Origin of the sequence: Pseudoalteromonas sp. C2R02 (genome assembly GCF_018860845.1) — a bacterium.
GTDB lineage: Bacteria > Pseudomonadota > Gammaproteobacteria > Enterobacterales > Alteromonadaceae > Pseudoalteromonas.
Map to the genome: position 1 here is coordinate 275,954 of NZ_JAHKQC010000013.1, position 25,637 is coordinate 301,590.

Consider the following 25,637-nt stretch of genomic DNA (forward strand, 5'->3'; position numbering starts at 1 on the left):
ATTTATTCTTATTTCAATAAATCATAGATTTAAACGAATATACTTACAGTTTTACAAAGCTGTACTATCTTTAAGTTAATGAATATAAATTTACTAATATCACTTTGTAGGAGTTTAAATGGCTAGAATATTGATACTAGATGATGATATAAATATTTTAGAGTCACTGAAAAGGCTGTTGGCTCGAAAAAAACATCTACAAGTTGAATACTTTTCTGAGCCAAGTAAAGCATTAGAAAGAGCTGAAAGTGGATTGTTTGAATTATTCATTTCTGATTTTAATATGCCATTAATGGACGGTGTGACCTTTTTATCAAAAACAAAAGAAATTCACCCAAGATCACAACGCATTATATTATCTGGTTGCGCTGATTTAAATACTGTTGTTGACGCAATCAATAATGCGCAAATATACCGTTTTATAAATAAACCTTGGCATAACTTAGAATTTATTGCCGCTATCGAGCAGGCACTTGAATATCACCGTGTTATTACTGAGAACCATTTTCTATCAGAACTTGCCCGCGAACATAACTTATTGCCCGAACAGTAAACAACAACAGTACAGAAAAATGCACAAGTTTCATTTTTTCAAAAAAAGTAATTCTCAAACATTTTACAAATTTGTTTACTTGCTGCTTGTTTTTCTTAGAATCAACCACCATCTAAAAAACAATAAATAAATTTATATTTAAAGCATCTGGAATATTTCATGACATCAGCAAAACATAGTAAATTACTTATCTTAGGTTCAGGCCCTGCAGGCTATACAGCTGCTGTATATGCAGCGAGAGCAAATTTAAACCCTGTTTTAATTACAGGTATGCAACAAGGTGGACAATTAACTACGACGACAGAAGTTGAAAACTGGCCAGGCGGCAGCGCAGACATGACAGGTCCAGGTTTAATGGAACAAATGAAAGAACATGCTGAGCGTTTTGAAACAGAAATTATCTTTGACCATATCAATACTGTTGATGTTAAAAACCGCCCTTTCACATTAACAGGTGATTCAGGCACATATACGTGTGATGCATTAATCATTGCAACAGGTGCATCTGCTAAATACTTAGGCATGGAATCTGAAGAAGCATTCAAAGGCCGTGGTGTATCAGCATGTGCAACATGTGATGGTTTCTTTTACCGTAACCAAGAAGTTGCTGTTGTTGGCGGTGGTAATACAGCTGTTGAAGAAGCGTTATACCTTTCAAACATCGCTTCAAAAGTACATTTAGTGCATCGTAGAGATACTTTCAGAAGTGAAAAAATCTTAATCGACCGTTTAATGGAAAAAGTTGAAAACGGTAATATTGTATTACACACAGATAGCACGCTTGATGAAGTATTAGGTGATGATATGGGCGTAACTGGTGTACGTCTTAAATCTACTAAATCTGACGATACAAAAGAAGTTGCAGTAATGGGTGTATTCATCGCGATTGGTCATAAACCAAATACAGATATGTTTGTTGGTCAATTAGATATGAACGATGGTTACTTAGCTGTGCAAACAGGTTCTCACGGTAATGCTACTCAAACAAGTGTTGAAGGTGTTTATGCCGCAGGTGACGTATCTGATCACATTTACCGCCAAGCAATTACATCTGCTGGTACGGGTTGTATGGCTGCACTTGATGCTGAAAAGTTTTTAGATAACCTATAATTATTAATTAAACTTTTTTAAAACCGAACATTTTATGAATGTTCGGTTTTTTTATTTGAAGAATTATGTCTAAACAAATTTATCAATTATGTCCTACAAAACATGGATTTCCTGATCCACAACTCGCCTTAAAGGATCCTGACGGGCTATTAGCCTTTGGTGGAGATTTAAGTACACAAAGACTAAAACTTGCTTACAAGTCGGGAATTTTCCCTTGGTTTAGTGAAGACGAACCAATTATGTGGTGGTCTCCATCTACACGTGCGGTTATTGAGCTAGATAACTTCCATATCAGTAAAAGTTTAAAAAAATATCAGAAAAAGAAAAATTTTAAAATCAGTATTAATACCCAATTTGAATCTGTTATAGAAGGCTGTCAGCAGCAACGTATAGATCAAGAAGGTACTTGGATAACCGATGAGATGAAACACGCTTATTTATCTCTGCATCGTTCAGGAATTGCTCATAGCATTGAAGTCACTTTTGAGAATAATCTAGTTGGTGGTTTATATGGCATCATGCAAAATGGTACTTTTTGTGGAGAGTCAATGTTTCACACAATGACAAACACTTCAAAACTTGCAAGTTGGGCATTAGTCAATTGGCTTAAAAAACATGATGCCCATTTTATTGATTGTCAGCTCACAAACCCTTATTTAACATCTTTAGGTGCAACAGAGATCACACGATCTGATTTTTTAGCTAAACTTATATTATCAAACAAATTTACAATGCCATCAGATATGTGGAAACCACAACAATTAGAAAATATATATGAATAAACATTTGCCAACTAAATTAGGACTTAGTCAAAGTTTTCCTTGTAATTACTTAGCCGATGAAGAAGAGCAACTGTTAGTGATACTTGAACCATCATGCTATACCGAGTTTGGTTATGAACATTTATTGTCTTTAGGTTTTCGCCGCAGCGGCGATCAAATCTATCGGCCGCATTGTGCACCGTGTTTTAAATGTAAGGCAATACGAATTGTGGTTGATGAGTTTATACCTAGTCGCTCTCAAAAACGAAAATTAAAAAATGCTCAAAAACAGTTTACTGTAAAATATAGCAATGAGGCCTCGAGTGAGTATTATTCTTTATACGAAAAATACATCAATCAACGTCATAGTGATAGCAGTATGTTTCCAGCAAATGAAGAACAATATAAAAGTTTTTTGCTATGTACTTGGCTTCCTATTACTTATATTGAGCTTTATAAAGAAGAAAAACTGATCGCTGTTGCTGTCACAGATCAACTTTCAAATTCGTTATCTGCTATTTATACTTTTTTTGATCCTGATTTTGAGCACTTCAGTTTAGGTACTGTTATGGTAATCGAGCAGATTAAATTAGCAAAGAGCCAAAACAAACCCTTTGTATATTTAGGCTACCAAATTGACGAATGTAAAAAGATGAATTACAAAAATCAGTTTAAAAACCATCAAATTTTAGAATTTGACCGCTGGATTAGTATTTAATTTACAAATATCACTTATCCTCCTTTACTTATCGTCTTCTTTTGGGCAAAATCTGCACCTTAAAATATTCTAGAGGTGATGCGCTTAAGATGGCGAAAGAAGACGTAATTGAAATGCAAGGTACAATCCTTGACACTTTACCAAATACTATGTTCAAAGTAGAGCTTGAGAATGGTCATGTTGTTATAGCTCATATTTCTGGCAAAATGCGTAAGAACTACATTCGTATACTGACAGGTGATAAAGTAACGGTTGAATTAACACCTTACGATCTATCAAAAGGACGTATCGTTTTCCGTGCCCGCTAAGCACCAGAAGAATCAAAATAGTTTTTGATAAATAAAAAAGCTCAGTTTTAACTGAGCTTTTTTGTGTTTAGACAACTCTCCACAAGTATAAGTTGGCAAAAGATTATAAAATTAAGCAGGTGTTAATTCTTTCTCAAATTCAAAATGAAGCTTTTTAGCTTTCACTTTGATTTTAACAACACCTCCTTCAGTTAACGCACCAAATAAAATTTCATTTGCTAATGGCTTTTTAAGCTTGTCTTGAATTAATCGTGCCATAGGTCGGGCACCCATAGTCTTATCATAACCCTCTTTAGCCAACCATTGACGTGCCTGATCTGTCATTTCTAGACATACAGACTTTTTATCTAGCTGTGTTTGCAGTTCTACAATAAATTTATCAACAACATGTAGAATAACTTCTTCATCTAAGTGGTTAAACCAAATAATGTTATCAAGTCTATTTCTAAACTCAGGTGAGAAGGTTTTATTTATTTCGCCCATTGCATCAAAACTATGATCTTGTTGTTTAAAACCAATCGTAGAGCGTGTTGTTTCAGTCACACCTGCATTGGTAGTCATAACAACTACAACATTTCTAAAATCAGCTTTACGACCATTATTATCAGTTAAGGTACCGTGGTCCATTACCTGTAATAAAATATTATAAATATCAGAATGCGCTTTTTCTATTTCATCAAGTAAAATGACACAATGGGGCTGTTTAATAACGGCTTCGGTTAATAAACCACCTTGATCAAAACCCACATAACCTGGGGGCGCACCAATCAAGCGACTGATTGCATGACGTTCCATGTATTCAGACATATCAAATCGAACAAGCTCTATACCCATGCATTTAGCTAGCTGCTTAGTGACTTCGGTTTTACCAACACCTGTAGGTCCAGCGAATAAGAAAGAACCAATTGGTTTATCTTCACTTGAAAGACCTGAGCGAGATAAACGAATTGCGGATGTTAAAGCATCAATGGATTCATCTTGTCCAAATACAAGTAGTTTTAAGTTACGATCTAAATTTTTAAGGGTATCTTTATCTGACGAAGATACACTCTGTTGTGGTATACGGGCCATTTTTGCAATAATTTGCTCAATGTCAGCGACACCTATGGTCTTTTTACGCTTTGATACAGGTAATAATCTTTGATTAGCACCCGCTTCATCTATGACATCAATCGCTTTATCAGGTAACTGACGCTCATTAATGTACTTTGCACTTAGCTCTGAAGCTGCGCGTAGGGCTTTTTGCGTATAACGAATCCCGTGATGTTGCTCATATCTGTCTTTTAAGCCATTGAGTATTTTAGTGGTATCAGACACACTGGGTTCTAAAACATCAATTTTTTGAAAACGTCTTACAAGCGCACGATCTTTTTCGAAAATGTTTTTAAATTCACCGTAAGTAGTTGAGCCCATACAACGTAATTTACCACTAGATAATAATGGCTTAATTAAGTTAGAAGCATCCATCACCCCACCAGAGGCCGCGCCGGCACCAATAATAGTATGAATTTCATCTATAAATAAAATAGCGTCTGGTTCTTTTTGTAATTGCTTTAATAGTGATTTAAAACGTTTTTCAAAATCACCTCGGTATTTTGTACCTGCTAACAAAGAGCCCATATCCAATGAAAAAACAACAGCATCTTTTATTACATCTGGTACATCATCGTTTACAATTCTATAAGCGAGGCCTTCCGCTATTGCCGTTTTACCAACACCTGCTTCACCAACCAGTAATGGGTTATTTTTTTTACGACGACATAAAACTTGTACAACACGCTCAACTTCAGAATCTCTGCCAATTAAAGGATCTATATTTCCTTGTTCAGCTTGTTGATTGAGGTTACTGGTAAAGCTCTCAAGCATATTATTTTCATCGTTAGGCGCTTCAATAGGCTCATCGATCATTTCATCATTGTTAACTTGTTCATCTGATGAATCGAGTTTTGAAATTCCATGAGAAATAAAGTTCACTATGTCTAAGCGACTAATATCACTTTTTTTCAATAAGTAAACAGCTTGGCTTTCTTGCTCACTAAAAATGGCAACAAGTACATTAGCACCTGTTACTTCATTCTTTCCTGAAGACTGCACATGAAAAACAGCTCTTTGCAATACACGTTGAAACCCTAACGTAGGTTGAGTTTCTCTATCTTGATCGATCTCAGGAATGAGCGGCGTTGTTTCATTAATAAATTCGGATAACGATGTTTTTAATGCAAGGGTATCACTACCACATGCACCTAACGCTTCTGCCGCAGAAGGGTTATCGATTAAGGCTAATAATAAATGTTCAACTGTCATAAATTCATGGCGATGAGTCCGCGCTTCTCTAAAAGCTGAATTTAGTGTCATTTCTAGATCTTTATTTAGCATAGGCAACTCCTAAGATGGAAGATCAAACTTGTTCACATCGGCACAACAGAGGATGTTCATGATCTCTGGCATACTGATTCACTTGTTCAACTTTTGTTTGGGCAATATCTGCTGAATAAATACCACAAATTGCTTTACCATCGTAATGAACTTTGAGCATAATTTCCGCTGCTTGGTCACTATTTTTGTTGAAAAATTGAATTAAAACCTCAACAACAAAGTCCATCGGGGTAAAGTCATCATTATTTAAAATCACTTGATACTTACGTGGTGGCTGCAATTTTTGCTTTTCACTATCACGTACCGTATCAATCACGTCAGCTTGTTTTAAACCACTCATAATTAAATATAGTCATTTCTCATGCAGTCAAGCAAACTTGATTGCAAAAAAGTGTAAAAAAAAATAAACCATTAAAAATTAATCAAAAAACTTGACTGTTTGACTAAATAAACTACAGTCAGAATTAAGTTTGGTTAATCAATAAACAGTTTAACCTGAAACTTTGAGATATATCATTTGAAATATAATGAAGATATCTACTCAAATAGCCATTTATAAAACATAAATAACTATTTGTAAGTATACATCAGCATTGTACAGGAACAACTGAAGAACATTGATATATAAAAATTGACAACACAAAGTATAAATTAAATATAAAAATTAATTAGTCAACTTACAGAAGGATTAGCAGTATGGCTTGCGGTAAAGTTAAATGGTTTAATAATGCAAAAGGTTTCGGATTTATTGTTGCAGATGATAAAGATGATGAAGATATATTTGCTCATTACTCAACAATTGTCATGGATGGATATAAAACACTTAAAGCAGGTCAAGATGTTACCTTTGAGTTGCAAGCAGGTCCTAAGGGTTTGCATGCAACTAATATAGCACCTACAGATGAAAACTTAGCTTAAAAATATAGCTGGCTCCATATTTTGGAGCCTTTTTAGTTACGCATTTCCTGTTACCACATATTTCCTTTAAAAATCCTCCCTACACATTAGACTAAAGTATATATATTTCCTTTGGTGTAAATAACTATCTATTAACTGTAAACAAAGCGTTTCACTTTCTTAATAAACTCTTCTCTGTAAGCTATTTATTTTTACTCTTTTTTGCTATACTACCCGGCGCTAAATTATCTATTAAGGCGTTAAAAACGTAATAATTCTAATTTAGCATCCATGATTGCATTGTTGAGAATAGGCTTAATGGCCTGGGAATATTAGGAAATATGATGACTACAAAAACATCTAAAATCATTTATACAGAAACAGATGAAGCACCAGCGTTAGCAACACATTCATTGCTACCAATTATCCAAGCATTTGCTAATGCATCTGATGTTGCTGTTGAAACACGAGATATCTCTTTAGCAGGTCGTGTAATTGCAAACTTTCCAGAATATTTAAAAGAAGAACAACGCATTGCTGATGCGCTTGCTGAACTAGGTGAATTAGCTAAATCACCAGAAGCAAATATCATTAAATTACCAAACATCAGTGCGTCTGTTCCACAATTACAAGCTGTTATTGCAGAATTACAATCTCAAGGTTATGCATTACCTGATTACCCAGAAGATGCATCTACTGAAGAACAAGAAAAAGTAAAAGCGACTTACGACAAAATTAAAGGTAGTGCGGTAAACCCTGTTTTACGTGAAGGTAACTCAGATCGTCGTGCACCTGCTTCTGTTAAGCAATATGCTAGAATTAACCCACACTCAATGGGTGCTTGGGCAAGTGATTCAAAGTCTCACGTTGCTGCTATGCCTGAAGGTGACTTCTTTGGTTCAGAGCAATCTGTAACTATTGAAAAAGCAACGGATACGCGCATTGAGCACGTTGCACAAAATGGTACTGTTACAGTACTAAAAGCTAGCCAACCATTATTAGATGGCGAAGTGATTGATGCATCTAAAATGAGTGTTGCTGCATTACGCACTTTCTTAGAAGCTCAAATGGTTGAAGCAAAAGAGCAAGGCGTTTTATTCTCGCTTCACTTAAAAGCAACAATGATGAAAGTATCAGATCCAATCATCTTTGGCCACGTTGTTACTGTTTACTATAAAGATGTATTTGAAAAACACGCTACATTATTTGCTGAGCTAGGTGTTGATGTTAAAAATGGTCTTGGTGATGTTTATGCTAAAATCGCAAATCTTCCTGCAGCACAAAAAGCAGAAATTGAAGCTGATATACTAGCTGTTTATGATACACGTCCTGCACTTGCAATGGTTGATTCTGATAAAGGTATCACAAACTTACACGTACCAAGTGACGTGATTGTTGATGCATCTATGCCTGCATGTATCCGTTCTTCTGGCCAAATGTGGAATGCTGAAGGTCAACTACAAGATACTAAGGCAACAATTCCTGATCGTTGTTATGCTGGTGTTTTCCAAACGACTATTGAATTCTGTAAAGAAAACGGTGCGTTTGATCCAACAACGATGGGTAGTGTACCTAACGTTGGTTTAATGGCTCAAAAAGCTGAAGAATACGGTTCTCATGATAAAACATTTGAAATCGCAGAAGCAGGTACTGTAAGAGTTGTTGATTCTAACGATAATACTTTACTTGAGCATTCTGTTGAGCAAGGTGATATCTGGCGTATGTGTCAAGCTAAAGATTTACCAATCCAAGATTGGGTTAAATTAGCTGTTAACCGTGCTCGTGCATCTCAAACACCTGCTATCTTCTGGTTAAATGAAGAACGTGCACATGACCGTGAAATCATCAAAAAAGTAAATGCATATTTACCACAGCATGATACTACAGGTCTAGATATTCAAATCATGTCTCCTATTGAAGCAACTAAATTCTCTTTAGTTCGCATCAAGCAAGGTTTAGATACTATTTCAGTAACTGGTAACGTATTACGTGACTACAATACTGATTTATTCCCAATTTTAGAACTTGGTACAAGTGCTAAAATGCTTTCTATCGTGCCACTTATGAACGGTGGTGGTTTATTTGAAACTGGTGCAGGTGGTTCAGCGCCTAAGCATGTTCAGCAGTTTGAAAAAGAAAATCATTTACGTTGGGATTCTTTAGGTGAGTTTTTAGCACTAGCTGCATCATTTGAACACTTAAGTGTGACAACTGATAACGCTAAAGCAAAAGTTTTAGGCGATACGTTAGACTTAGCGACTGCTAAATTCCTACAAGAGAATAAATCTCCTTCTCGTCGTGTAAACGAACTTGATAACCGTGGTAGCCATTTCTACTTAACATTATTCTGGGCGCAAGAACTTGCTGCACAAAATGATGATGCTGATCTTAAAGCAAAATTTGCAACCCCAGCTGCGTTATTAACTGAAAATGAAGCTAAGATTGTTGCTGAGCTTAATGATGCACAAGGTGTATCAGTTGACGTTAAAGGTTACTTCAAAGCAGATGCTGCACTTGTAAGTAAAGAAATGCGTCCAAGCACGACATTAAATGAGATCATCAGCAATATTTAATATTTGCTAATACTGATTTAATTAATAAAAGGGCATCACATGATGCCCTTTTTTAGTATAATTAATTTAAGATAACTTTAAATTTTATGCGAAATGTCACAAATTAAAATAAAACCAAGCAAACCTCGTTTTAATCCCACAAAACCTACAAATAAATATAAATCGCATAAATCAGTAGAACAAAAGCCAAAAGGCCCAACTAAAGTTGTATTATTCAACAAACCTTTTGATGTCCTTTGCCAATTTACCGATGAGAAAAATGAACTAAAACCACGTAAAACCTTAGCTGACTATATTAATGTAAAAGATGTATATGCTGCTGGCAGGCTAGATAGAGACAGTGAAGGACTACTTATTTTAACCAATGATGGTAAATTACAAAATAAGCTCGCCTCGCCAAAACATAAAACAGAAAAAACCTATTGGGTGCAAGTTGAAGGTGCGCCAACCGAGCAGTCTATATTAGACTTATGCCAAGGCGTAAAATTAAAAGATGGCATGACATTACCTGCTAAAGTAAGTGTTATGGATGATCCTGAGGTTTGGCAGCGTGATCCACCGATACGTGAGCGTAAAAATATCCCAACAACTTGGTTAGAAATAAAAATAACTGAAGGGCGAAATAGACAAGTAAGAAGAATGACCGCACATATAGGGCACCCTACATTAAGGCTGATCAGATACAGTATTGGCAAATGGTCTATTGACGATATTGATAATGGTGAATATAAAGAAGTTAAAAAGTAGATTATGATTTATTAAAAAAAAACCTTACACATTTGTGTAAGGTTTTTTTATTTAACTACTTATCACTTGTATCTTATAAACTACAGCGTTTGTAGTTTCTGTATTCCGGTAACCAGTAATTTTTTTCTATCGCGGCTCTGATTGCATCATCTGAAATTTCTAATGCAACACCTTCTTCAATTGCTTTTTTAGCTACTTTAAAGGCTATCTTTTTACTTAAAGATTCAATGTCTGTTAGTGCTGGCAGTAAACTCCCCTCGCCGGTATTAGCAAGTGGAGAGTTTTCAGCTAGTGTTTCACTGGTGATCATTAACATGCTTTCAGTAACACGCGTTGCGTTAGCTGCAATCACACCCAGACCAATACCAGGGAAAATATAACTGTTATTACATTGTGGTATTTTAAACTCTTTACCTTCAAACTCAAATGGTGCAAATGGGCTGCCTGTAGCAACAATTGCTTGACCTTGTGTCCAAGTAATCACATCTTGCGGTGTTGCTTCTACTTGCTTAGAAGGATTGCTTAATGGGAATATGATAGGTCTATCACATCCTTGGTACATCGTTTTAATAACTTGCTCTGTAAATAAACCAGGCTGACCTGAAACACCAATTAAGATATCAGGTTTAGCACAGTGCATTACATCTAATAACGATGCAAATTCGCCGCTATAGCTCCACTCTTTTAGTGCATCTTTACTTTGTACGAGTGCTGCTTGGAAATCACGTAAGCCACCCATGCCTTCACTTAATAAACCAAAACGGTCAACCATGAAAATTTGGCTACGCGCTTGTGCTTCACTGACCCCTTCAGTGACCATTTGGCTGATGATTTGCTCAGCAATACCACAACCAGCAGAACCAGAACCCACAAAAACAACTTTTTGTTCTGATAGTTTTACTTCTTTAACACGACAAGCAGCTAACAATGAACCTACAGTAACTGAAGCTGTGCCCTGAATATCATCATTAAAACAACAAATTTCATCTCTGTAACGTTTAAGTAATGGCATTGCATTAGGTTGTGCAAAATCTTCAAACTGCAATAATACATTTGGCCAGCGGCGTTTGATTGCATTTATAAATAAATATACAAACTCATCGTATTCATCTTGATTGATTCGTTTATGGCGTGCACCCATATACATAGGATCGTTTAATAATTTTTCATTATTAGTACCTACATCCAGCATTACAGGTAAAGTATAGGCTGGGCTTATGCCACCACATGCTGTATACAAAGATAACTTACCTATTGGAATGCCCATACCGCCAATGCCCTGATCGCCAAGGCCTAGAATTCTTTCTCCATCTGTTACAACAATTACTTTGACGCTATTTTTTGTCGCATTACGTAAAATGTCATCAATTTGATGGCGTTCTTCATATGATATAAATAAACCACGAGAACTACGGTAAATATCGGAGAATTGCTCACATGCATCACCTACCGTTGGTGTATATATAATTGGCATCATTTCTTCTAAATGATCGCGTACCAAACGGTAAAAAAGTGTTTCATTATTATCATGAATTGCGCGTAGATAAATATGCTTATTTAGGTCTTCATCAAATTTTGTATATTGTTGGTAACAACGTTCAACTTGTTCTTCGATTGTTTCGTAACGCGGAGGCAATAAACCAGTTAAATTAAAGCTTTCTCTTTCTCGTTCTGTGAATGCGCTGCCTTTATTTAATAAAGGTGTTTCTAGTAGGCTTGGCCCCGAATAAGGGATATATAAGTAGCTTTGATTATTCATTGTCTCTCTAGCGTTTTAATGTGTTCAATTCAATAGCTAATTATTATGGTTATATAAAAAATTGCAATGAATATTCACTTCTATACCGCAAAAACATGACATAAAAACATGAATTAACGCTATTTATACAAAAAAGTTACAGCTCGGATGAGATGATATTATTTGAAGTCATTATGTTTTACCTATTATTCCAAAATATCTCGTTTTATTGGATAAATTACAAAGCAAAGCTAATATTAGATCAGACTTATCAAAAAGGAATTTGAGTTTATGAATCGCTTTGATATACGAATTGCACTTGTTGATGATTCCCATGCTATTTTAATGATGCTCTGCGCAAATTTAAAAGAGCTGGGTTATAAAAATATAGATGTTTACCGCAGCGCAAGTTCAGCCTTGGATGGCATAAAATTACATAACCTAAACTATGACGCAATTTTTACAGATTTAAATATGCCTGAAATCGACGGCATGGAGTTTATTCGCATATTAGGTAAAAATGGCTTTGGTGGTGGCATCGTCATTGTTTCTGAAATGGATAAACGCGTTATATCTTTGGCCTCAGATCTTGCAAGAAAAGGAATGACACATCTGATTGGTAATTTACCTAAGCCTATTTTAACTGAAAATCTAACTGCTGTTCTGGGTAAGCTTCATTTGTTTTTACAAAAAGGTGTGCAATCAAATCTTGAGCTCACCGAAGAAGAGTTGTTAAATGCAATAACTGAAAACCAGATCACGCCTTTTTACCAACCTAAAATTGATAGTAAGACCAATAGAGTATCAAGTATAGAAGTGCTAGCACGTATAGTTAGGCCACAAGATCTTCACCCAATTGCGCCTTCTGCGTTTATCCCTGTCGCTGAAAAATATGATTTGATTAACTTACTTACATTTCAATTATTCGAAAAATCAACTGCCGATCATAGCCGCTTAATTCAAACTCTGGATCATGATTTTAAAACGGCAATCAATCTGTCTTCTATTCAACTGAAAGATCTAGATTGCCCTAATAAGTTAGGTATTATTTTAGATATTTATGATTTAAATCCAAGCCAGATTATTTTAGAAATAACCGAAGAGCATGCGCTTGATAGCCCAGAGCAACTTGAAACACTCAATAGGCTAAGAATGAGAGGGTTTGGCCTTTCTTTAGATGATTTTGGCACTGGGTTTACGAATTTAAATCAACTTAGAACATTACCTTTTACTGAGATAAAGATAGACCGTAGTTTAATCTCAGGGATCCATAATGACCCTTTTTCACAAACGATTGTTAATGCTCTGGTTGATTTATCTAAAAAACAAAAGATAGATTTAGTGGCTGAAGGCATAGAGCTTTTTGAAGAACTAGAGTTTTTACAAAATTATGATAAAAACATTTTGATGCAAGGATATTTAATTAGTAAACCAAAACCAATTGAGGAATTGTTAAAGTGGCATCAAGTATGGCAAAAGTCCGTAATAGATTAACTTTATCAGAGTATTTGGATTAGGGAGGAGAGTTTTCTCCTCCCATTACTAAAAAGAGTATTTAAACTATTCTGACAGTGCCATGCCCTCTCGCCTTGGATCTGCTGCACCATATAGTTTGCTATTAATCAATTCAACAGCATGGATCCCTGAATTTAAATCAACAATTTTAACTGTATGTCCTAAATTTTCAAAATCAGCCGCTTTAGAAGCAAGTTGAGTTTTATTTTCTAGGCTAGTATAACGATTACGATTAGTGATCCTTGGCATATTAATCGCGTCTTGTGCACTTAGTTTCCAGTCTAAAATACCAATAACTGCTTGTGCCACATAATTTATAATGCGACTGCCACCTGGTGAGCCTATAACAAGTCTTAAGCTCCCATCTTTATTGAATACCATCACTGGAGACATAGAGCTTCTTGGGCGCTTATTCGGCTCAACCCGATTTATAACCTCTAGACCATTTTTCTTAGGAGATAATGCAAAATCTGTTAACTGATTATTTAATAGATACCCGTTCACCATTAAGGTTGAACCAAATGCCATTTCTATAGAGGTTGTCATCGAAATCGCATTGCCTTTTGCATCAACTATAGAAATATGACTGGTTGATGGCATTTCATATGCGTCATCAATCGCATAAGCTAAATTTTGTACCGGCTCGCCCGCGTTTACTTTACCCATATCATTTTGAGTGATTAAAGCAGCCCGTTTAGTAATATATTTAGGCGATAATAATTCATTTACAGGGATTGATGCAAAATCAGGATCTGCCATATACACATCTCTATCAGCAAAAGCCAAACGAGAAGCTTGGGTAAAATAATGTAGCGCTTTCACATCATTAACTGCATATTGTGATAGATTTTTATCTTCTAATAACCTTAATATTTGTAATAACGCTACACCACCTGAACTAGGTGGCCCCATAGAGCAGACCTTATATTCATGGTACGGCGCACAAACCGCTTTTCGTTCTTTTGCTTTATATTGCTTGATATCCTGAACAGTTAATAAACCTGGTGCAACTTTTGAATTTTGCACTGTTGTGGCTATTTTATTGGCATTAATACCTGAGTAAAATGCGATAACCCCTTCTTTTGCTAATTTTTTATAAAACTGAGCTAATTCAGGGTTCTTTTTATTAGACCCTGATTTTATAACTTGACCGTTAGGAAAAAAGTAATCCTTTGTGACAGGCGTTTTATGCACACCCGGATTAAATTTTTTACTTAACAACATTTCTAATCTCGGAGATACTGTAAAGCCATTTTCAGCGAGAGAAATCGCATCTTCAAATAACATACTCCAAGGTAAGTTACCTTTTGTTATATGAGCCTTTGCTAATGCAGCAAGTACGCCAGGTACACCAACTGAACGCCCGCCCACAACCGCATCAATCCATCTCACTACATTGCCATTTTTATCTAAAAATAATTCTGAGTTAGCTTTACTCGGTGCAGTCTCTCGGCCATCAAAAGTTGTTAAGTGATCCATTTTTTTATCGTAGTGCATAATAAAAGCACCACCGCCAATTCCTGATGATTGCGGTTCAACTAACGTTAATACAGCTTGTACAGCAATTGCCGCGTCAATCGCACTACCGCCTTTTGCCAGAATAGCTTGGCCCGCTTTAACAGCATATGGATTGGCAGCGGCAACCATGAACTTATTACCTATGGCTGCTTTTTTAAAATGAAAGCCAGTTGCAGCTTCAGGTTCTCTATCTTCTCTTTTTGTTTTTTGTGCAACATCTTGGGCAACAACAGACAATGGCAAGGTCGCTGCAAATAAATAAGTAATTATTTTTTTCATAATTGTATTTTTTATTAACTCAATATTTGCATTTTAATGTTAAAACAGCAAAATAAGCAAAGCATTAGCAGTTCTTTTTGTTTTACCTAACCGTTTTATGGATACAGATGATTGATTTACCTTTAAGTAAAAAATATATTTTTCCGCCGTTACTTCTCATCTTATGTAGTTTTTCTTTTGAATTATTGTCTTTAAATCCAATACTTGAATTTAATCGTTCATTAATACAACAAGGTGAGTTTTGGCGGTTGCTAACGGGTCAATTTGTGCATTCAAACTGGTATCACTTAGCACTCAACTGTGGTGGGATTGTCATGATATGGGCATTACATGCAGAGCATACTTCAGCCAAAAGATATGCTTTTAATATTCTATTTCTCGCATTAGTTTGTGGTTGTTGTTTATACGCATTTTATCCTGATACGCATATCTATACAGGCCTAAGCGGTCTTTTACACGGTGTGATTGTTTTTGGTGCTATCAAAGATATTAATAGTGGCATGAAATCTGGTTATCTTTTATTGCTAGGCGTATGGGCAAAAGTGTTATGGGAGCAATATTCTGGGCCTAATGCCGATGTCGGCGCATTGATTGATGCAAGGGTTGCTATTGAAGCACATTTAATTGGTACGATAGGTGGAAGTTTATTTTTACTTGAAAAACCACTTTTAAAATTAAACGCTAACAGAACGTAATACAATTAAAAAAGCCTAGGAAATTCCTAGGCTTTTATCAAGTTTTGAGCAAAAACTAATTATAGCTTCTCTTCAAACAACTTATGTATTCTACGGTATTCATCTAACCAGCTTGAAGGTTGGCGGAAACCATGTGGTTCAACAGGGTAAATTGCCGTTTCAAAGTCTTCTTTTTCAAGTTCGATAAAACGCTGTACTAAACGCACTACATCTTGAAAAAATACATTATCATCAACCATAGGCGCGTTGATCAATAAGTTCTTCTCTAAACCCTCAGCAAAATAGATAGGTGAACTACGCTCGTAAGCAATTGGATCAACGTCAGGACGATTTAAGATATTAGATGTATAACCATCATTATAATGAGCCCAATCACTTACAGGGCGAAGTGCTGCACCTGCTTGGAATAATTCAGGACGTGTTAATAATGCCATAAATGTCATGAAACCACCGTAAGAGCCACCATATGTTCCTACTCTTTGATCGTTAACATTCGCATTTTTTTCCATCCATTTAACACCATCAGCTAAATCTTGAATTTCAGGTGTGCCCATATTACGGTAAATCGCTGTACGCCAGTCACGACCGTAGCCTTTAGATGCACGGTAATCCATATCCATTACGACATAACCTTGCTCAGCAAGCAGTGAATGAAACATAAATTCTCGGAAATAACCAGACCAACCTAGATGTGAGTTTTGTAAATAGCCCGCACCATGGTTAAAGATAACAGCTTTACGGTTTTTACCTGTTTCACCTTCTTTATAATCTGCTGGGTAATATACTTTTGCATATATTGGCTGTTCAGTATGAGAAGATTCAACAGCAACTACTTTAGGTGTAATAAGAGATGTTTTTAAAAATTGCTCTGAAACTGTATTTGTTAAACGAGTCACTTCTGCGCCGGCTGTCGCATCTGTGATGTATAACTCTGTCGGTAATGCTAATTTTGAATGAGACAATAATAATTTAGATTCATCAGGGCTCAATGAAAAATCTGTCATACCATTTAAATCAGTGATAGCTTCACGGTTACCCGTTTGAACATTTACACGATAAACTTCGTAAATTCCAGGGTGCTTTTCGTTAGCTTTATAATAAATATGGCTATCATCTTTTGTTAAATCTAAATGCGAAATAACAAATTTACCTTGTGTTAAAGCTGATACTTCACCATTTACTGGCTTTTTATAAAGTTGGCTGTAACCTGATTCTTCAGATAAGAAATATAATGTTTCTGAGTTATTTAACCAACCAAAATCATTGTAAGCATAATTTACCCAAGCATCATCATGTAATCTGTGTTGTGGTACAAACTCTGATTTATCAAAATCTACTGATGCAATCCATCTATCTTTGTTATCCCAAGCTTCAAGCATCACAGCAGCCTGTGTACCTTGTTGATTCCATTGAATGGCACTTTGTGACCAAGTCCAATCACTCATTAAATTAATAGAGCGAGGCGCTTTTTCTGATTTATATTTTTTACCATCTCTGGCGTAATTTTCTTTTTTAACATCTGCTAGTACATCTTCATCAAAGCCAGGTAATTTATCAAATGTTAATTCTGTTTGTGCACCTGTCGTTAAGTCTAACGAATAAACAGTAGAAGTTTGTGGTTTGGCATCAGCAACACGGCGACGTACTTTTTCTGCTTTAACACGACCATCATCTGCAATGTAATTTGGCATAATATCGCCATCTGCACGCCAAGATGTTTTTTTAGTCACAACTGCAATGATATGAGTACCATTCGGTGACAGTTGTGCATCAACCAAACGCATGCCTTTACCTAAGTAAAATGCTTCATCAACGCGGCTAGGGTTATTAGCGTTAATTTCATTTTTTAAATTTTCTTTATCTTTTTTATTTTTATGTGTCAGCGCTATATAATCAATTAATTTATGTTGCTCTTGTGCGATGTAATCTTTTGGCTCAACAACACCTTTAGGTTTATCTGCCATTTTTAAATTAGCGATCTCAACTGTTAAACCGGTTTTAAGATCAACTTTATTTAACTTTGAACCTTCACGGTAAACTAAACTACCGTCATTCAAAAATTGTACTTGTGATTCATTTACAGATGAACGTGTAATTTGCGTTAAAGCACCCATTTTTACATTCTGAACAAATACATCACCCTTAAATACATATGCTTGTAATTTACCATCTTTAGAGTAAACAGCATATTTAGAACCCGTTTGGTGCAGTGCTTCAACCGCTACTTTGTCACCATTGTTATTTGCTGTTAGATTTTGATTAAATAAATCTTTAAGCTCGTTACCTGCTTGTTTTCGAGTATAAAATACAGAGCTTGAATCAGCAGCCCAATATGAAGAAAGTGGTTGGCGACCTAACCAATCAGGGTGGGCCATTGCTTGCTTTAATGTAATTGAAGTTTCACCAGCTTTAACTGGTGCTTCAATCACTTTAGCAACAGGCGCAGTTGTTGTAGTGGTAGATTCATTTGATAGTGTTTGACAACCTGTTAATGCAAAAGTAGCAGAAACGGCAAGTGCAATTAGCGTTTTATTAACCATAGCGTATTCAGTATTCTTATATTGGAATTATCTGCTAGTAATTTAAACTGACTGTATAAAATAGCAATGGTTTTAATCGTAAAGAATTGTTACTTGGACGAAAGAGGTTTTAACGCTTATTCATTCGTAATACTTGCATATCAAAAATTTTACATTGATATAACTTACCTATCAGAAGTGCTAAGTATTACCAACTATTCAGTTAAGATAAGTTGGTAATACCATTAAATTATTCCCAAATTCCTTTTTCTACTTTTCCTTTAAGCTGAGGGAACTCACTGGCTTTAAAACTCGGTTCTTCACCAGCACGCTTTTGAGCTAAATAATGTTTAATCACTTTAATTGCAAGATTAGATAATAATACTAATGCAACTAAGTTTACTAAAGCCATTAATCCCATAGAGGCATCAGCCAAATTCCAAACAATATCTATTTTAGCAATCGCACCAAACATCACCATACCCACAACACATAACCTAAATGGAGTTAAAAAGTGGGTTTTATTTTTACTTAAAAATAGAATATTTGATTCAGCATAAGAGTAATTTGCAATGATAGAAGTAAAACAAAATAGTAAAATAGAGCCCGCGATAAAAGCACCCGCCCATTGACCTACATGTGATTGCAGCGCAATAATCGTCAATGAAATTCCATCACCTTGTGTTGCAACATCCCCAGATAATAAAATAATTGCAGCCGTTGCTGTACAGATCACTAATGTATCAACAAATACGCCAAACATTTGAATAAAACCCTGTGATGCTGGGTGATTAGGATTAGGCGTGGCACTTGCTGCTATATTTGCAGCACTGCCCATTCCTGCTTCATTTGAAAATAGTCCTCTTGCAATACCCGCTTTCATCGCTTGTGCGATTGCATATGCAACACCACCGCTTGCTGCTTCTTGCCAACCAAACGCACTATTAATAATCAAGCTAAATACGCCTGGTAGTTTTTCTAAATTTGTTACCACAACAAATGCTGCAACAAATAAATATGCTAAAGCCATGACTGGGACTATGATTTCTGATACACGCGCTATTTTTTTAAGACCGCCCATAATCACTAAACCACTACAAACAGCAGTCACGATACCTATGATAGTTGCATCAAATGCAAATACTTCGGTTAACGCTGCACTAATGGTATTTGCTTGTACAGCATTAAACACTAATCCAAAAGCGATGATCAAAAAGATTGAAAATAAAACACCCATCCATTTTTGACCTAGACCATTTGTCATGTAATATGCTGGACCACCACGAAATTGTCCTTCTTCATCTTTAACTTTAAATACTTGAGCAAGGGTTGATTCCACCATAGATGTTGCCATGCCTAAAAATGCAATTAACCACATCCAAAAAATAGCGCCGGGTCCACCTGTTGTAATGGCAACTGCAACCCCTGCCATATTTCCCGCCCCGACACGAGCTGCCATACTAGTACAAAAGACCTGAAAAGAAGATAAACCATCTGCACTGCCTTTTCGGCTAATACGCATTAATTTCGTAGCATGACCCAGATGCGTTATTTGTATAAAACCAAGTCTAAGTGTGAAAAAAATGCCCGCGCCTACTAACCCATATATCAATATGTGTTGCCACAGGAGCATATTAATAAAATTTACAATTGTTTCTAACATAGCCCGTAATTCACCATAGTTATATACCAAAATACCCTGAACACACTTCGCTAGGTTATTTTGATATAGAATTAAAATCGGCAGAAATCTAGCATATTAAGTGTAAGGCGGGTATTAAAAACAATGAAAGCAGGCATAAACCTCGAAAAAACAACTGCTAATTAACAAAAAAACCATCAACATTAACATTTGATGGTTTTTTGTAGCTTCTTATTTTTGATATTTTATAGTTGATTTATCGTTAAATTAGTCATCCATAATCACTTTACCTGCAATGTTATCTACATTGACAGATCCTGAGCCATCGCTCAATAATTCAAAGCTATTAGCTTTGTTGACATTAATGCTGCCAGAACCATCTGATACAGTCACTTTTCCTGAAACATTACGTACGTGGATTGAACCTGACCCATCATCTATTGATACATCATTTTCTACATGTTTAATATCTATTGAGCCTGAACCATCATCAATTTCCACTTTACCATTCACATTCCTGATATTAATGGAACCAGAACCATCTTTTAATTTTAAACTTGCAACACCAGAGATATTAATTGAGCCAGAACCATCCTCAACATCTAAGTTTAAATTCTCTGGTACCTCAATTGTTAAATCAATTCTTGTATCTCTATTATGATTACAGCTTGCTGATTCCAACTTAGCTTTATTACCTATCTTTTTTAAATCTAAGCAGTAATCATTGTGTGCTTTACGTTGATATATCTCTGCAACAACTTCAATTGAATCAACATCTGAAGCAATCACTTTTAACTTTCCGGAGCCCGCTTCAATCACAAAATCATTTATCTTATCAGTCGATAATTTCAAGTTTTCAGTTTTTTGTAAAATGAGTTCATCGCTATAGTTACTATGCGCAAAAGCTCCTTGGCTCATCGTAAGAAGTAATGTACTTGCTAAAATCGATTTATAAAATTTCATATCGCTATTCCTTGTGTCTATTTTTATTTGTGACTTTTATGAGTAATTATTAAATAAGTCGCAAACTAATAAAGAAAAGGTTTAAACGAATTTAAAATAAATTTTAATAAGTTATGTTTTCTTCTATCGTTTGCTCTAAATCTTGAAATAAGTTGTTAATATTACTATCTAATTCATCTACTTTATTTTTATCACTTTCACTGAGTTTGTTATAGCTAGATTGTAAAATATTATCAATTTTTTCAAATAGCTTATTCGCTTTATCATTATTTTCATCATTTGTTAAGTTATCGAATAAAGCATTTAAAGACTCATTTAAAGATTTTAAATCATTTTTCTGCTGTGATGATAATTTAGAAGTTAATAATTCATCCCTTTGCTTAAAGGCAGAATCTAAGTCTTCATTTATTTGGCTCCCAAAACCTTCATTTTCTATTTCTAATAAATTATCAATTTTACTTTCTAATTTAGATAAAGTGTCTTGTTCATTTGGGCTAAGTGATTTTTCGGCTGAAGTAAAAATGCTGTCTATTTTTTCGAATAACGCGTTAATTTTTTTATCTTGCGCTTCGTTTGGTTGTTTGCTCTCGAATAATGTATCTAATTGCTGATAACTCGTTTCGAGCTCTTGTTTTTGCTCTGCAGATAAATGTGTCATATAAATGTTATCAACTTTATCAAATAAAGAATCGATTTCTTGAGTCACTTTGCCTAAATCAGAAATTTTTAAAGTATCATTCGTATGTGTTACCTGATTAACTGGCTTAATGTCCTGGTTATTTGTTTGATTAGTACTTGATATAGCTGAGATATGTGTTGGGTTTTGAATTTGCATTTTAGTTACCTTAAAAGTGTCTAATTTGGTAACAGATTAACAAATTTATTAATTCTGCTGTGTATCCATTTGTATCAAACCTAAGATAAAATTTATATAATAATCTTTAACTTAGGTTTGATTTTTATTTCTAATTCGCTAATAAGTAGCCTTTATTTCTAATTGTTTTAATGATCTGAGGTTCCTTGGGATCATCACCCAGTTTTTTCCGTAATCGAGATATCCTTAAATCAATTGAACGATCAAATCCATCAAATTCAAGTCTAAATATTTCTAAATGAAGTTGATCTCTAGAAATAATATTACCGGCATTTAATGCCAATACCCAAAGTAAATCGAATTCAGCGCTTGTAAGTGCAATTTCTTTGTCATGATATGAAACGATCCGCTTTCTAGCATCAATAATTAACTCACCTGAATTCACGGTTTTAATATCTTGCTGATTTTGCTTAGCTAAATTAGTTTGTCGTCTTAGTTGTGCTCTTATGTGCGCTAATAATACTCTAGGTTTTATTGGTTTACATAAATAATCATCTGCACCCACTTCTAAACCCGTAACCTCATCAATATCATCAATTAATGCCGTTAACATAATAATAGGACCTGTAAAATCACCTCTCACTTGCCTACAAATCGTTAAACCATCAACGCCTGGTAGCATTAAATCTAGCACTATTAAATCAGGTTTATGCTTAAGTATACTTAATACTGCTTTTTCACCATGGTGTTCTACTTCAACTTCATAGCCATTCATGATTAAGAACTGCTTTATTAAAGATGTTAATTCAACATCATCATCTATTAATAAAATTTTTTCATTTTCTGACATATATCTTTATCTTATTAATTATTATAAATACTCAAAAATACACATTTTAAATATTGTTAATTTCCATTATTATTTTTCAAGCATAATGGATACATAATCTCGTTGAACTGCTTTGCAAATTGATATTTTAAACGCCTTTCTTTTTTAGCATCTGTGGACTTAAAAACATCACCTGTGCCCTTCATTGGCTTAAGTCCACATTGAGATTTTATTGTTTCAAAGTTCTCATTTTCAAAGCCTGGGATCGTTAGTTTTCGTCCAAGTGCCATATATAGCCGATAATCTGATTGAGATTTCGCCATATCAACTGCTTCCATTACTTTATTAAGCGGCTTTTGCATTTCCTGCTCTTGCTGTGATTTTGTGACGTCATTATTACCACATGCCGCTAATGCACATACTGATGCAACTATATATTTTTTCATTTTAATACCCATTTTCTTCTAATTAAAAATATAAGTCCGAGACATAATATATAACTTAGATTACCACCTGAAGACTTTTTAACTTCTTCTATTATTACTTCTTCAACGACAGTTTTATCAACAACAGTGATAGTCAATACGCCAACACCTATGCCTAAATTACCATCACTTAGGGTATATCCAATTAATTCGACTCCAGTAAAATCTGCAGCTGGCGTATATAAAATTTTATTATCTGATATTACAACACTTCCAGCGCCTGTGTACTCAAAACTATTTAACTCTAACGTATCACTATCTACATCAGAATCATTTGCTAAAACATCAATACTATTCTCTGAAGAACCTTTATCTACATTTTCAAAATCAGCTTGAGCAATAGGGAAATCATTCACTGAATTCACAGTAACTTTGATATTAAATACGTCACTTAATAATTCCCCTTTTTTAGCTGTGGCATTGATATTTAAAATACCATTAAAATTAGCATTAGGTGTAACCGTCAGCCCACTAAACGTATAATTACTTCCACCAGCTAAAGTAACTGAATCTACCGATTGATTTCCTTCAAAGATCAAATCAGATAGACTGATTTCTAAACTTGTATCTTCATTTGTTTGTAAGGATTTTTGACTAGAAAATATAGGTTTACTATCAACTATAGTGCCCCCATTAATTTCAAAATCACCATTATTGATTGCAAAGAATATATTAGTATTACACATCACTTTAATGCGTGCTTTGTCGGTATTTACACCTGAAATTTCTATTTCTTGAGAACCATCATTTAATGTGTTTAACGCCAGTGTTTGGTTAAAATTAATTCCACTATCAGTAGAAAGTAAAATATCCACATGGCTACATGAAACAGGCGCTTGTTGGCTATTTGCAGTATCCCAAGTAACTAAGTTGATCGTGTTGTTCCAACGAGAAGAATTTGTTGGTTCATTAATTTTAAAACCTGCAGCACTTTGTATCACATTCACTTTAACGGCTTTATCTGAGATATTTCCTTGGCCGTCTCTTACTGTTAACCTAAAATTTAAAGTCCTTGTTGTTGTAGGTAACGTTTCTCCAAAAGCGATATTACCAGAAAGAACGTCATCTATTTTCGGAAAAACTCTGACTCCTGTATTTTTTGGTGTGAAGTTTCTAAACAGAGGTTTAGTACCATCATCTGTTTGGTCATCTAGTTTACTATTAGTTTGAACACCTAAATCATATTGTTCCCAACTATATAATAAGGAATCATTTTCAGCATCACTCGCTTCACCACTTAACATAAATGGTGTTTTAGCAGGAATTGTAAATTCAGCTAAGGTTTCGATTGTGGGCGTTTGATTACTTTGTACAACACTTGCACCACAAGATGCTTGTGATGAAAATTGGCTAATTTGATCAATAGAACGAATATGAAAATACGGATCTGAATTATTTTGTAAGTTTTGTTCATCACAAATGCCAGCATAACCCATAATGGTTGAGGCGCTACCAGGCTCATAAGCACTAAGCGCTTCTCTATTGCCTTCACATGCACCTAAAGAGCCGTTAAACGTATGATCAGCGCCAAACTGATGACCAATTTCATGAGCAACATAATCAACATGAAAAGCATCTCCCGTTGGACTATTACTACCAGTCACACCTTCAGCCTTAGATTGAGAACATACTACTGCAAAACCAGCTAAACCACCGCCTCCTGTACCAACAATATGACCAATATCATAATTATCTAGACCAATCGTATTATTAATAGTCTCAGAAATCACATCGATATCTTCATCTGTATTTTTAAACGGGTCGGTATCTTTATCTGTAAATATAATGGCATCATTATTAGCAACCAATTCTAATTTAATACCGAGTTCACTTTGATAAATTTCATTTACACGATTTAACAAAGTGACTAATGAAGCTAAAGTGCTCTCTTTATTACCACCATGAAATTCACTGTATTCTCCTGTCGTGGCTATTGCTATTCGATAAGTTTTAATTTGAGACACTTTACTAACATTTTTTGCTTTTAAAGAGTGTTTTAATTGTTCTAATCTAAACATATCTTTCTTAGATTCAGACCTATGACCTAAGGCATCTTTTGATATAGGTTGGGAGTCGCTTCTAAAATAGCTATGATAAATCTTATTATTATCTCGGTTGACAGGCTCAATAAAGACTTTATCGCCATTATAATTAAATACACCGTGAAACCCATGCATCGTAATATCAAAGCGACCTTTATGTTGTGGGTTACCAATCTCATACCCAGAAAATGTTTGTATGTTTGGATATTTATTCGATAAACTTTGCGCCATAACGTGAGAGCGAGATAAAATAAATACTGAAAAATCACCATTTGGTAATGGTAGTACTACATAATTCGAAGCATCTAAATTTAGATTATCTGAAAATGAATTTAAATCTAAGCGATATAAAGATGAATTCGATGCTTTACTGTTCAACTTGTCACTTTTATTAATTTGATTATTAAATGTCTGAGTCCAAAACGAATGATTATTAGCAGAGGCTGAATTACCAGCAATCGAGAAAATAATGACGACTAATAAACGATAAATATTCTGCATATAACACTCCGAAAATATGACGATTAATATTAAATTCTAATTTAACATTAGGAC

21 protein-coding genes are annotated in these 25,637 nt (G+C 34.9%); 10 read left to right on the forward strand and 11 right to left on the reverse strand.

Annotated features, from left to right (window positions below):
• Positions 1-118: 118 nt before the first annotated feature.
• The 5 genes from KO527_RS04045 to infA all read left to right on the forward strand — a co-directional run bounded on the left by KO527_RS04045 (position 119) and on the right by infA (position 3,450).
• Positions 119-553, forward strand: a complete 435-nt coding sequence (locus tag KO527_RS04045; RefSeq protein ID WP_216039091.1) for a response regulator — start codon at positions 119-121, stop codon at positions 551-553.
• A 159-nt stretch (positions 554-712) separates the two neighbouring features.
• Complete coding sequence (gene trxB, locus KO527_RS04050) at positions 713-1,663, forward strand: thioredoxin-disulfide reductase (RefSeq protein WP_042144180.1); 951 nt, start codon at positions 713-715, stop codon at positions 1,661-1,663.
• Positions 1,664-1,728: 65 nt separating this feature from the next.
• Entirely contained in the window at positions 1,729-2,445 is a 717-nt protein-coding gene (aat, locus tag KO527_RS04055) for a leucyl/phenylalanyl-tRNA--protein transferase (RefSeq protein ID WP_216039092.1), read from the forward strand.
• Positions 2,438-3,142 carry an arginyltransferase gene (locus KO527_RS04060; RefSeq protein ID WP_216039093.1) on the forward strand — a complete coding sequence of 235 codons (705 nt, stop codon included), beginning with the start codon at positions 2,438-2,440 and terminating at the stop codon, positions 3,140-3,142. Before aat ends, KO527_RS04060 begins: the two co-directional genes overlap by 8 nt.
• Before the next feature lie 89 nt (positions 3,143-3,231).
• Positions 3,232-3,450: a translation initiation factor IF-1 gene (infA, locus tag KO527_RS04065; protein WP_042144174.1), complete on the forward strand. Its 219-nt coding sequence runs from the start codon at positions 3,232-3,234 to the stop codon at positions 3,448-3,450.
• A gap of 111 nt (positions 3,451-3,561) precedes the next feature.
• On the opposite strand, the gene clpA is transcribed toward infA, so the two are convergent.
• Positions 3,562-5,826, reverse strand: coding sequence for an ATP-dependent Clp protease ATP-binding subunit ClpA (clpA, locus tag KO527_RS04070; RefSeq protein WP_216039094.1), 2,265 nt, complete (start codon positions 5,824-5,826; stop codon positions 3,562-3,564).
• A gap of 22 nt (positions 5,827-5,848) precedes the next feature.
• Positions 5,849-6,166 carry an ATP-dependent Clp protease adapter ClpS gene (gene clpS / locus KO527_RS04075; protein WP_042144170.1) on the reverse strand — a complete coding sequence of 106 codons (318 nt, stop codon included), beginning with the start codon at positions 6,164-6,166 and terminating at the stop codon, positions 5,849-5,851.
• A gap of 356 nt (positions 6,167-6,522) precedes the next feature.
• Between clpS and cspD the strand changes: the two genes are divergently transcribed.
• The 3 genes from cspD to KO527_RS04090 all read left to right on the forward strand — a co-directional run bounded on the left by cspD (position 6,523) and on the right by KO527_RS04090 (position 10,043).
• Positions 6,523-6,744 (forward strand): cold shock domain-containing protein CspD, encoded by a 222-nt coding sequence (gene cspD, locus KO527_RS04080; protein WP_216039095.1) that lies wholly within the window; start codon positions 6,523-6,525, stop codon positions 6,742-6,744.
• A 323-nt stretch (positions 6,745-7,067) separates the two neighbouring features.
• The gene (locus tag KO527_RS04085) at positions 7,068-9,296 is read left to right on the forward strand and encodes an NADP-dependent isocitrate dehydrogenase (protein WP_216039096.1); all 2,229 of its coding nucleotides are present in this window, start codon (positions 7,068-7,070) and stop codon (positions 9,294-9,296) included.
• A 93-nt stretch (positions 9,297-9,389) separates the two neighbouring features.
• The gene (locus tag KO527_RS04090) at positions 9,390-10,043 is read left to right on the forward strand and encodes a pseudouridine synthase (protein WP_216039097.1); all 654 of its coding nucleotides are present in this window, start codon (positions 9,390-9,392) and stop codon (positions 10,041-10,043) included.
• Positions 10,044-10,116: 73 nt separating this feature from the next.
• On the opposite strand, the gene KO527_RS04095 is transcribed toward KO527_RS04090, so the two are convergent.
• Entirely contained in the window at positions 10,117-11,802 is a 1,686-nt protein-coding gene (locus tag KO527_RS04095) for an NAD-dependent malic enzyme (RefSeq protein ID WP_216039098.1), read from the reverse strand.
• Between the two features lie 270 nt (positions 11,803-12,072).
• Here KO527_RS04095 and KO527_RS04100 point away from each other — a divergent pair, with 270 nt between their 5' ends.
• Positions 12,073-13,275 carry an EAL domain-containing response regulator gene (locus tag KO527_RS04100; protein ID WP_216039099.1) on the forward strand — a complete coding sequence of 401 codons (1,203 nt, stop codon included), beginning with the start codon at positions 12,073-12,075 and terminating at the stop codon, positions 13,273-13,275.
• Between the two features lie 66 nt (positions 13,276-13,341).
• Here the strand turns inward: KO527_RS04100 and ggt are convergent, their stop codons facing one another.
• A complete protein-coding gene (ggt, locus tag KO527_RS04105) occupies positions 13,342-15,093 on the reverse strand; it encodes a gamma-glutamyltransferase (protein WP_216039100.1) in 1,752 nt (583 codons plus the stop codon).
• Positions 15,094-15,200: 107 nt separating this feature from the next.
• Between ggt and rrtA the strand changes: the two genes are divergently transcribed.
• Entirely contained in the window at positions 15,201-15,788 is a 588-nt protein-coding gene (gene rrtA, locus KO527_RS04110; RefSeq protein WP_216039101.1) for a rhombosortase, read from the forward strand.
• Positions 15,789-15,847: 59 nt separating this feature from the next.
• On the opposite strand, the gene KO527_RS04115 is transcribed toward rrtA, so the two are convergent.
• The 7 genes from KO527_RS04115 to KO527_RS04145 form a co-directional block, all read right to left on the reverse strand.
• On the reverse strand, positions 15,848-18,328 hold the full coding sequence (locus KO527_RS04115) for a prolyl oligopeptidase family serine peptidase (RefSeq protein ID WP_216039102.1): 2,481 nt from the start codon (positions 18,326-18,328) through the stop codon (positions 15,848-15,850).
• Between the two features lie 229 nt (positions 18,329-18,557).
• Positions 18,558-19,970: an alanine/glycine:cation symporter family protein gene (locus KO527_RS04120; protein ID WP_216039103.1), complete on the reverse strand. Its 1,413-nt coding sequence runs from the start codon at positions 19,968-19,970 to the stop codon at positions 18,558-18,560.
• A 246-nt stretch (positions 19,971-20,216) separates the two neighbouring features.
• Complete coding sequence (locus tag KO527_RS04125) at positions 20,217-20,912, reverse strand: DUF4097 family beta strand repeat-containing protein (protein WP_216039104.1); 696 nt, start codon at positions 20,910-20,912, stop codon at positions 20,217-20,219.
• Positions 20,913-21,015: 103 nt separating this feature from the next.
• Positions 21,016-21,747: a hypothetical protein gene (locus KO527_RS04130; protein ID WP_216039105.1), complete on the reverse strand. Its 732-nt coding sequence runs from the start codon at positions 21,745-21,747 to the stop codon at positions 21,016-21,018.
• 130 nt (positions 21,748-21,877) lie between these two features.
• Positions 21,878-22,576, reverse strand: coding sequence for a response regulator (locus KO527_RS04135; RefSeq protein WP_216039106.1), 699 nt, complete (start codon positions 22,574-22,576; stop codon positions 21,878-21,880).
• 56 nt (positions 22,577-22,632) lie between these two features.
• Positions 22,633-23,001, reverse strand: a complete 369-nt coding sequence (locus KO527_RS04140) for a hypothetical protein (RefSeq protein WP_216039107.1) — start codon at positions 22,999-23,001, stop codon at positions 22,633-22,635.
• Positions 22,998-25,583, reverse strand: coding sequence for a reprolysin-like metallopeptidase (locus tag KO527_RS04145; protein WP_216039108.1), 2,586 nt, complete (start codon positions 25,581-25,583; stop codon positions 22,998-23,000). Before KO527_RS04145 ends, KO527_RS04140 begins: the two co-directional genes overlap by 4 nt.
• Positions 25,584-25,637: the final 54 nt, after the last annotated feature.

Excerpts from the sequence above, each read along its gene's own strand:
- KO527_RS04125 (WP_216039104.1), bottom strand. The coding sequence starts at position 20,912 with ATGAAATTTTATAAATCGATTTTAGCAAGTACATTACTTCTTACGATG.
- rrtA (WP_216039101.1), top strand. The coding sequence starts at position 15,201 with ATGATTGATTTACCTTTAAGTAAAAAATATATTTTTCCGCCGTTACTT.
- trxB (WP_042144180.1), top strand. The coding sequence starts at position 713 with ATGACATCAGCAAAACATAGTAAATTACTTATCTTAGGTTCAGGCCCT.
- KO527_RS04090 (WP_216039097.1), top strand. The coding sequence starts at position 9,390 with ATGTCACAAATTAAAATAAAACCAAGCAAACCTCGTTTTAATCCCACA.
- cspD (WP_216039095.1), top strand. The coding sequence starts at position 6,523 with ATGGCTTGCGGTAAAGTTAAATGGTTTAATAATGCAAAAGGTTTCGGA.
- infA (WP_042144174.1), top strand. The coding sequence starts at position 3,232 with ATGGCGAAAGAAGACGTAATTGAAATGCAAGGTACAATCCTTGACACT.
- KO527_RS04060 (WP_216039093.1), top strand. The coding sequence starts at position 2,438 with ATGAATAAACATTTGCCAACTAAATTAGGACTTAGTCAAAGTTTTCCT.
- KO527_RS04145 (WP_216039108.1), bottom strand. The coding sequence starts at position 25,583 with ATGCAGAATATTTATCGTTTATTAGTCGTCATTATTTTCTCGATTGCT.
- KO527_RS04085 (WP_216039096.1), top strand. The coding sequence starts at position 7,068 with ATGACTACAAAAACATCTAAAATCATTTATACAGAAACAGATGAAGCA.
- KO527_RS04045 (WP_216039091.1), top strand. The coding sequence starts at position 119 with ATGGCTAGAATATTGATACTAGATGATGATATAAATATTTTAGAGTCA.
- KO527_RS04140 (WP_216039107.1), bottom strand. The coding sequence starts at position 23,001 with ATGAAAAAATATATAGTTGCATCAGTATGTGCATTAGCGGCATGTGGT.
- KO527_RS04130 (WP_216039105.1), bottom strand. The coding sequence starts at position 21,747 with ATGCAAATTCAAAACCCAACACATATCTCAGCTATATCAAGTACTAAT.
- clpS (WP_042144170.1), bottom strand. The coding sequence starts at position 6,166 with ATGAGTGGTTTAAAACAAGCTGACGTGATTGATACGGTACGTGATAGT.
- KO527_RS04095 (WP_216039098.1), bottom strand. The coding sequence starts at position 11,802 with ATGAATAATCAAAGCTACTTATATATCCCTTATTCGGGGCCAAGCCTA.
- KO527_RS04100 (WP_216039099.1), top strand. The coding sequence starts at position 12,073 with ATGAATCGCTTTGATATACGAATTGCACTTGTTGATGATTCCCATGCT.
- KO527_RS04135 (WP_216039106.1), bottom strand. The coding sequence starts at position 22,576 with ATGTCAGAAAATGAAAAAATTTTATTAATAGATGATGATGTTGAATTA.
- clpA (WP_216039094.1), bottom strand. The coding sequence starts at position 5,826 with ATGCTAAATAAAGATCTAGAAATGACACTAAATTCAGCTTTTAGAGAA.
- aat (WP_216039092.1), top strand. The coding sequence starts at position 1,729 with ATGTCTAAACAAATTTATCAATTATGTCCTACAAAACATGGATTTCCT.
- ggt (WP_216039100.1), bottom strand. The coding sequence starts at position 15,093 with ATGAAAAAAATAATTACTTATTTATTTGCAGCGACCTTGCCATTGTCT.
- KO527_RS04115 (WP_216039102.1), bottom strand. The coding sequence starts at position 18,328 with ATGGTTAATAAAACGCTAATTGCACTTGCCGTTTCTGCTACTTTTGCA.
- KO527_RS04120 (WP_216039103.1), bottom strand. The coding sequence starts at position 19,970 with ATGTTAGAAACAATTGTAAATTTTATTAATATGCTCCTGTGGCAACAC.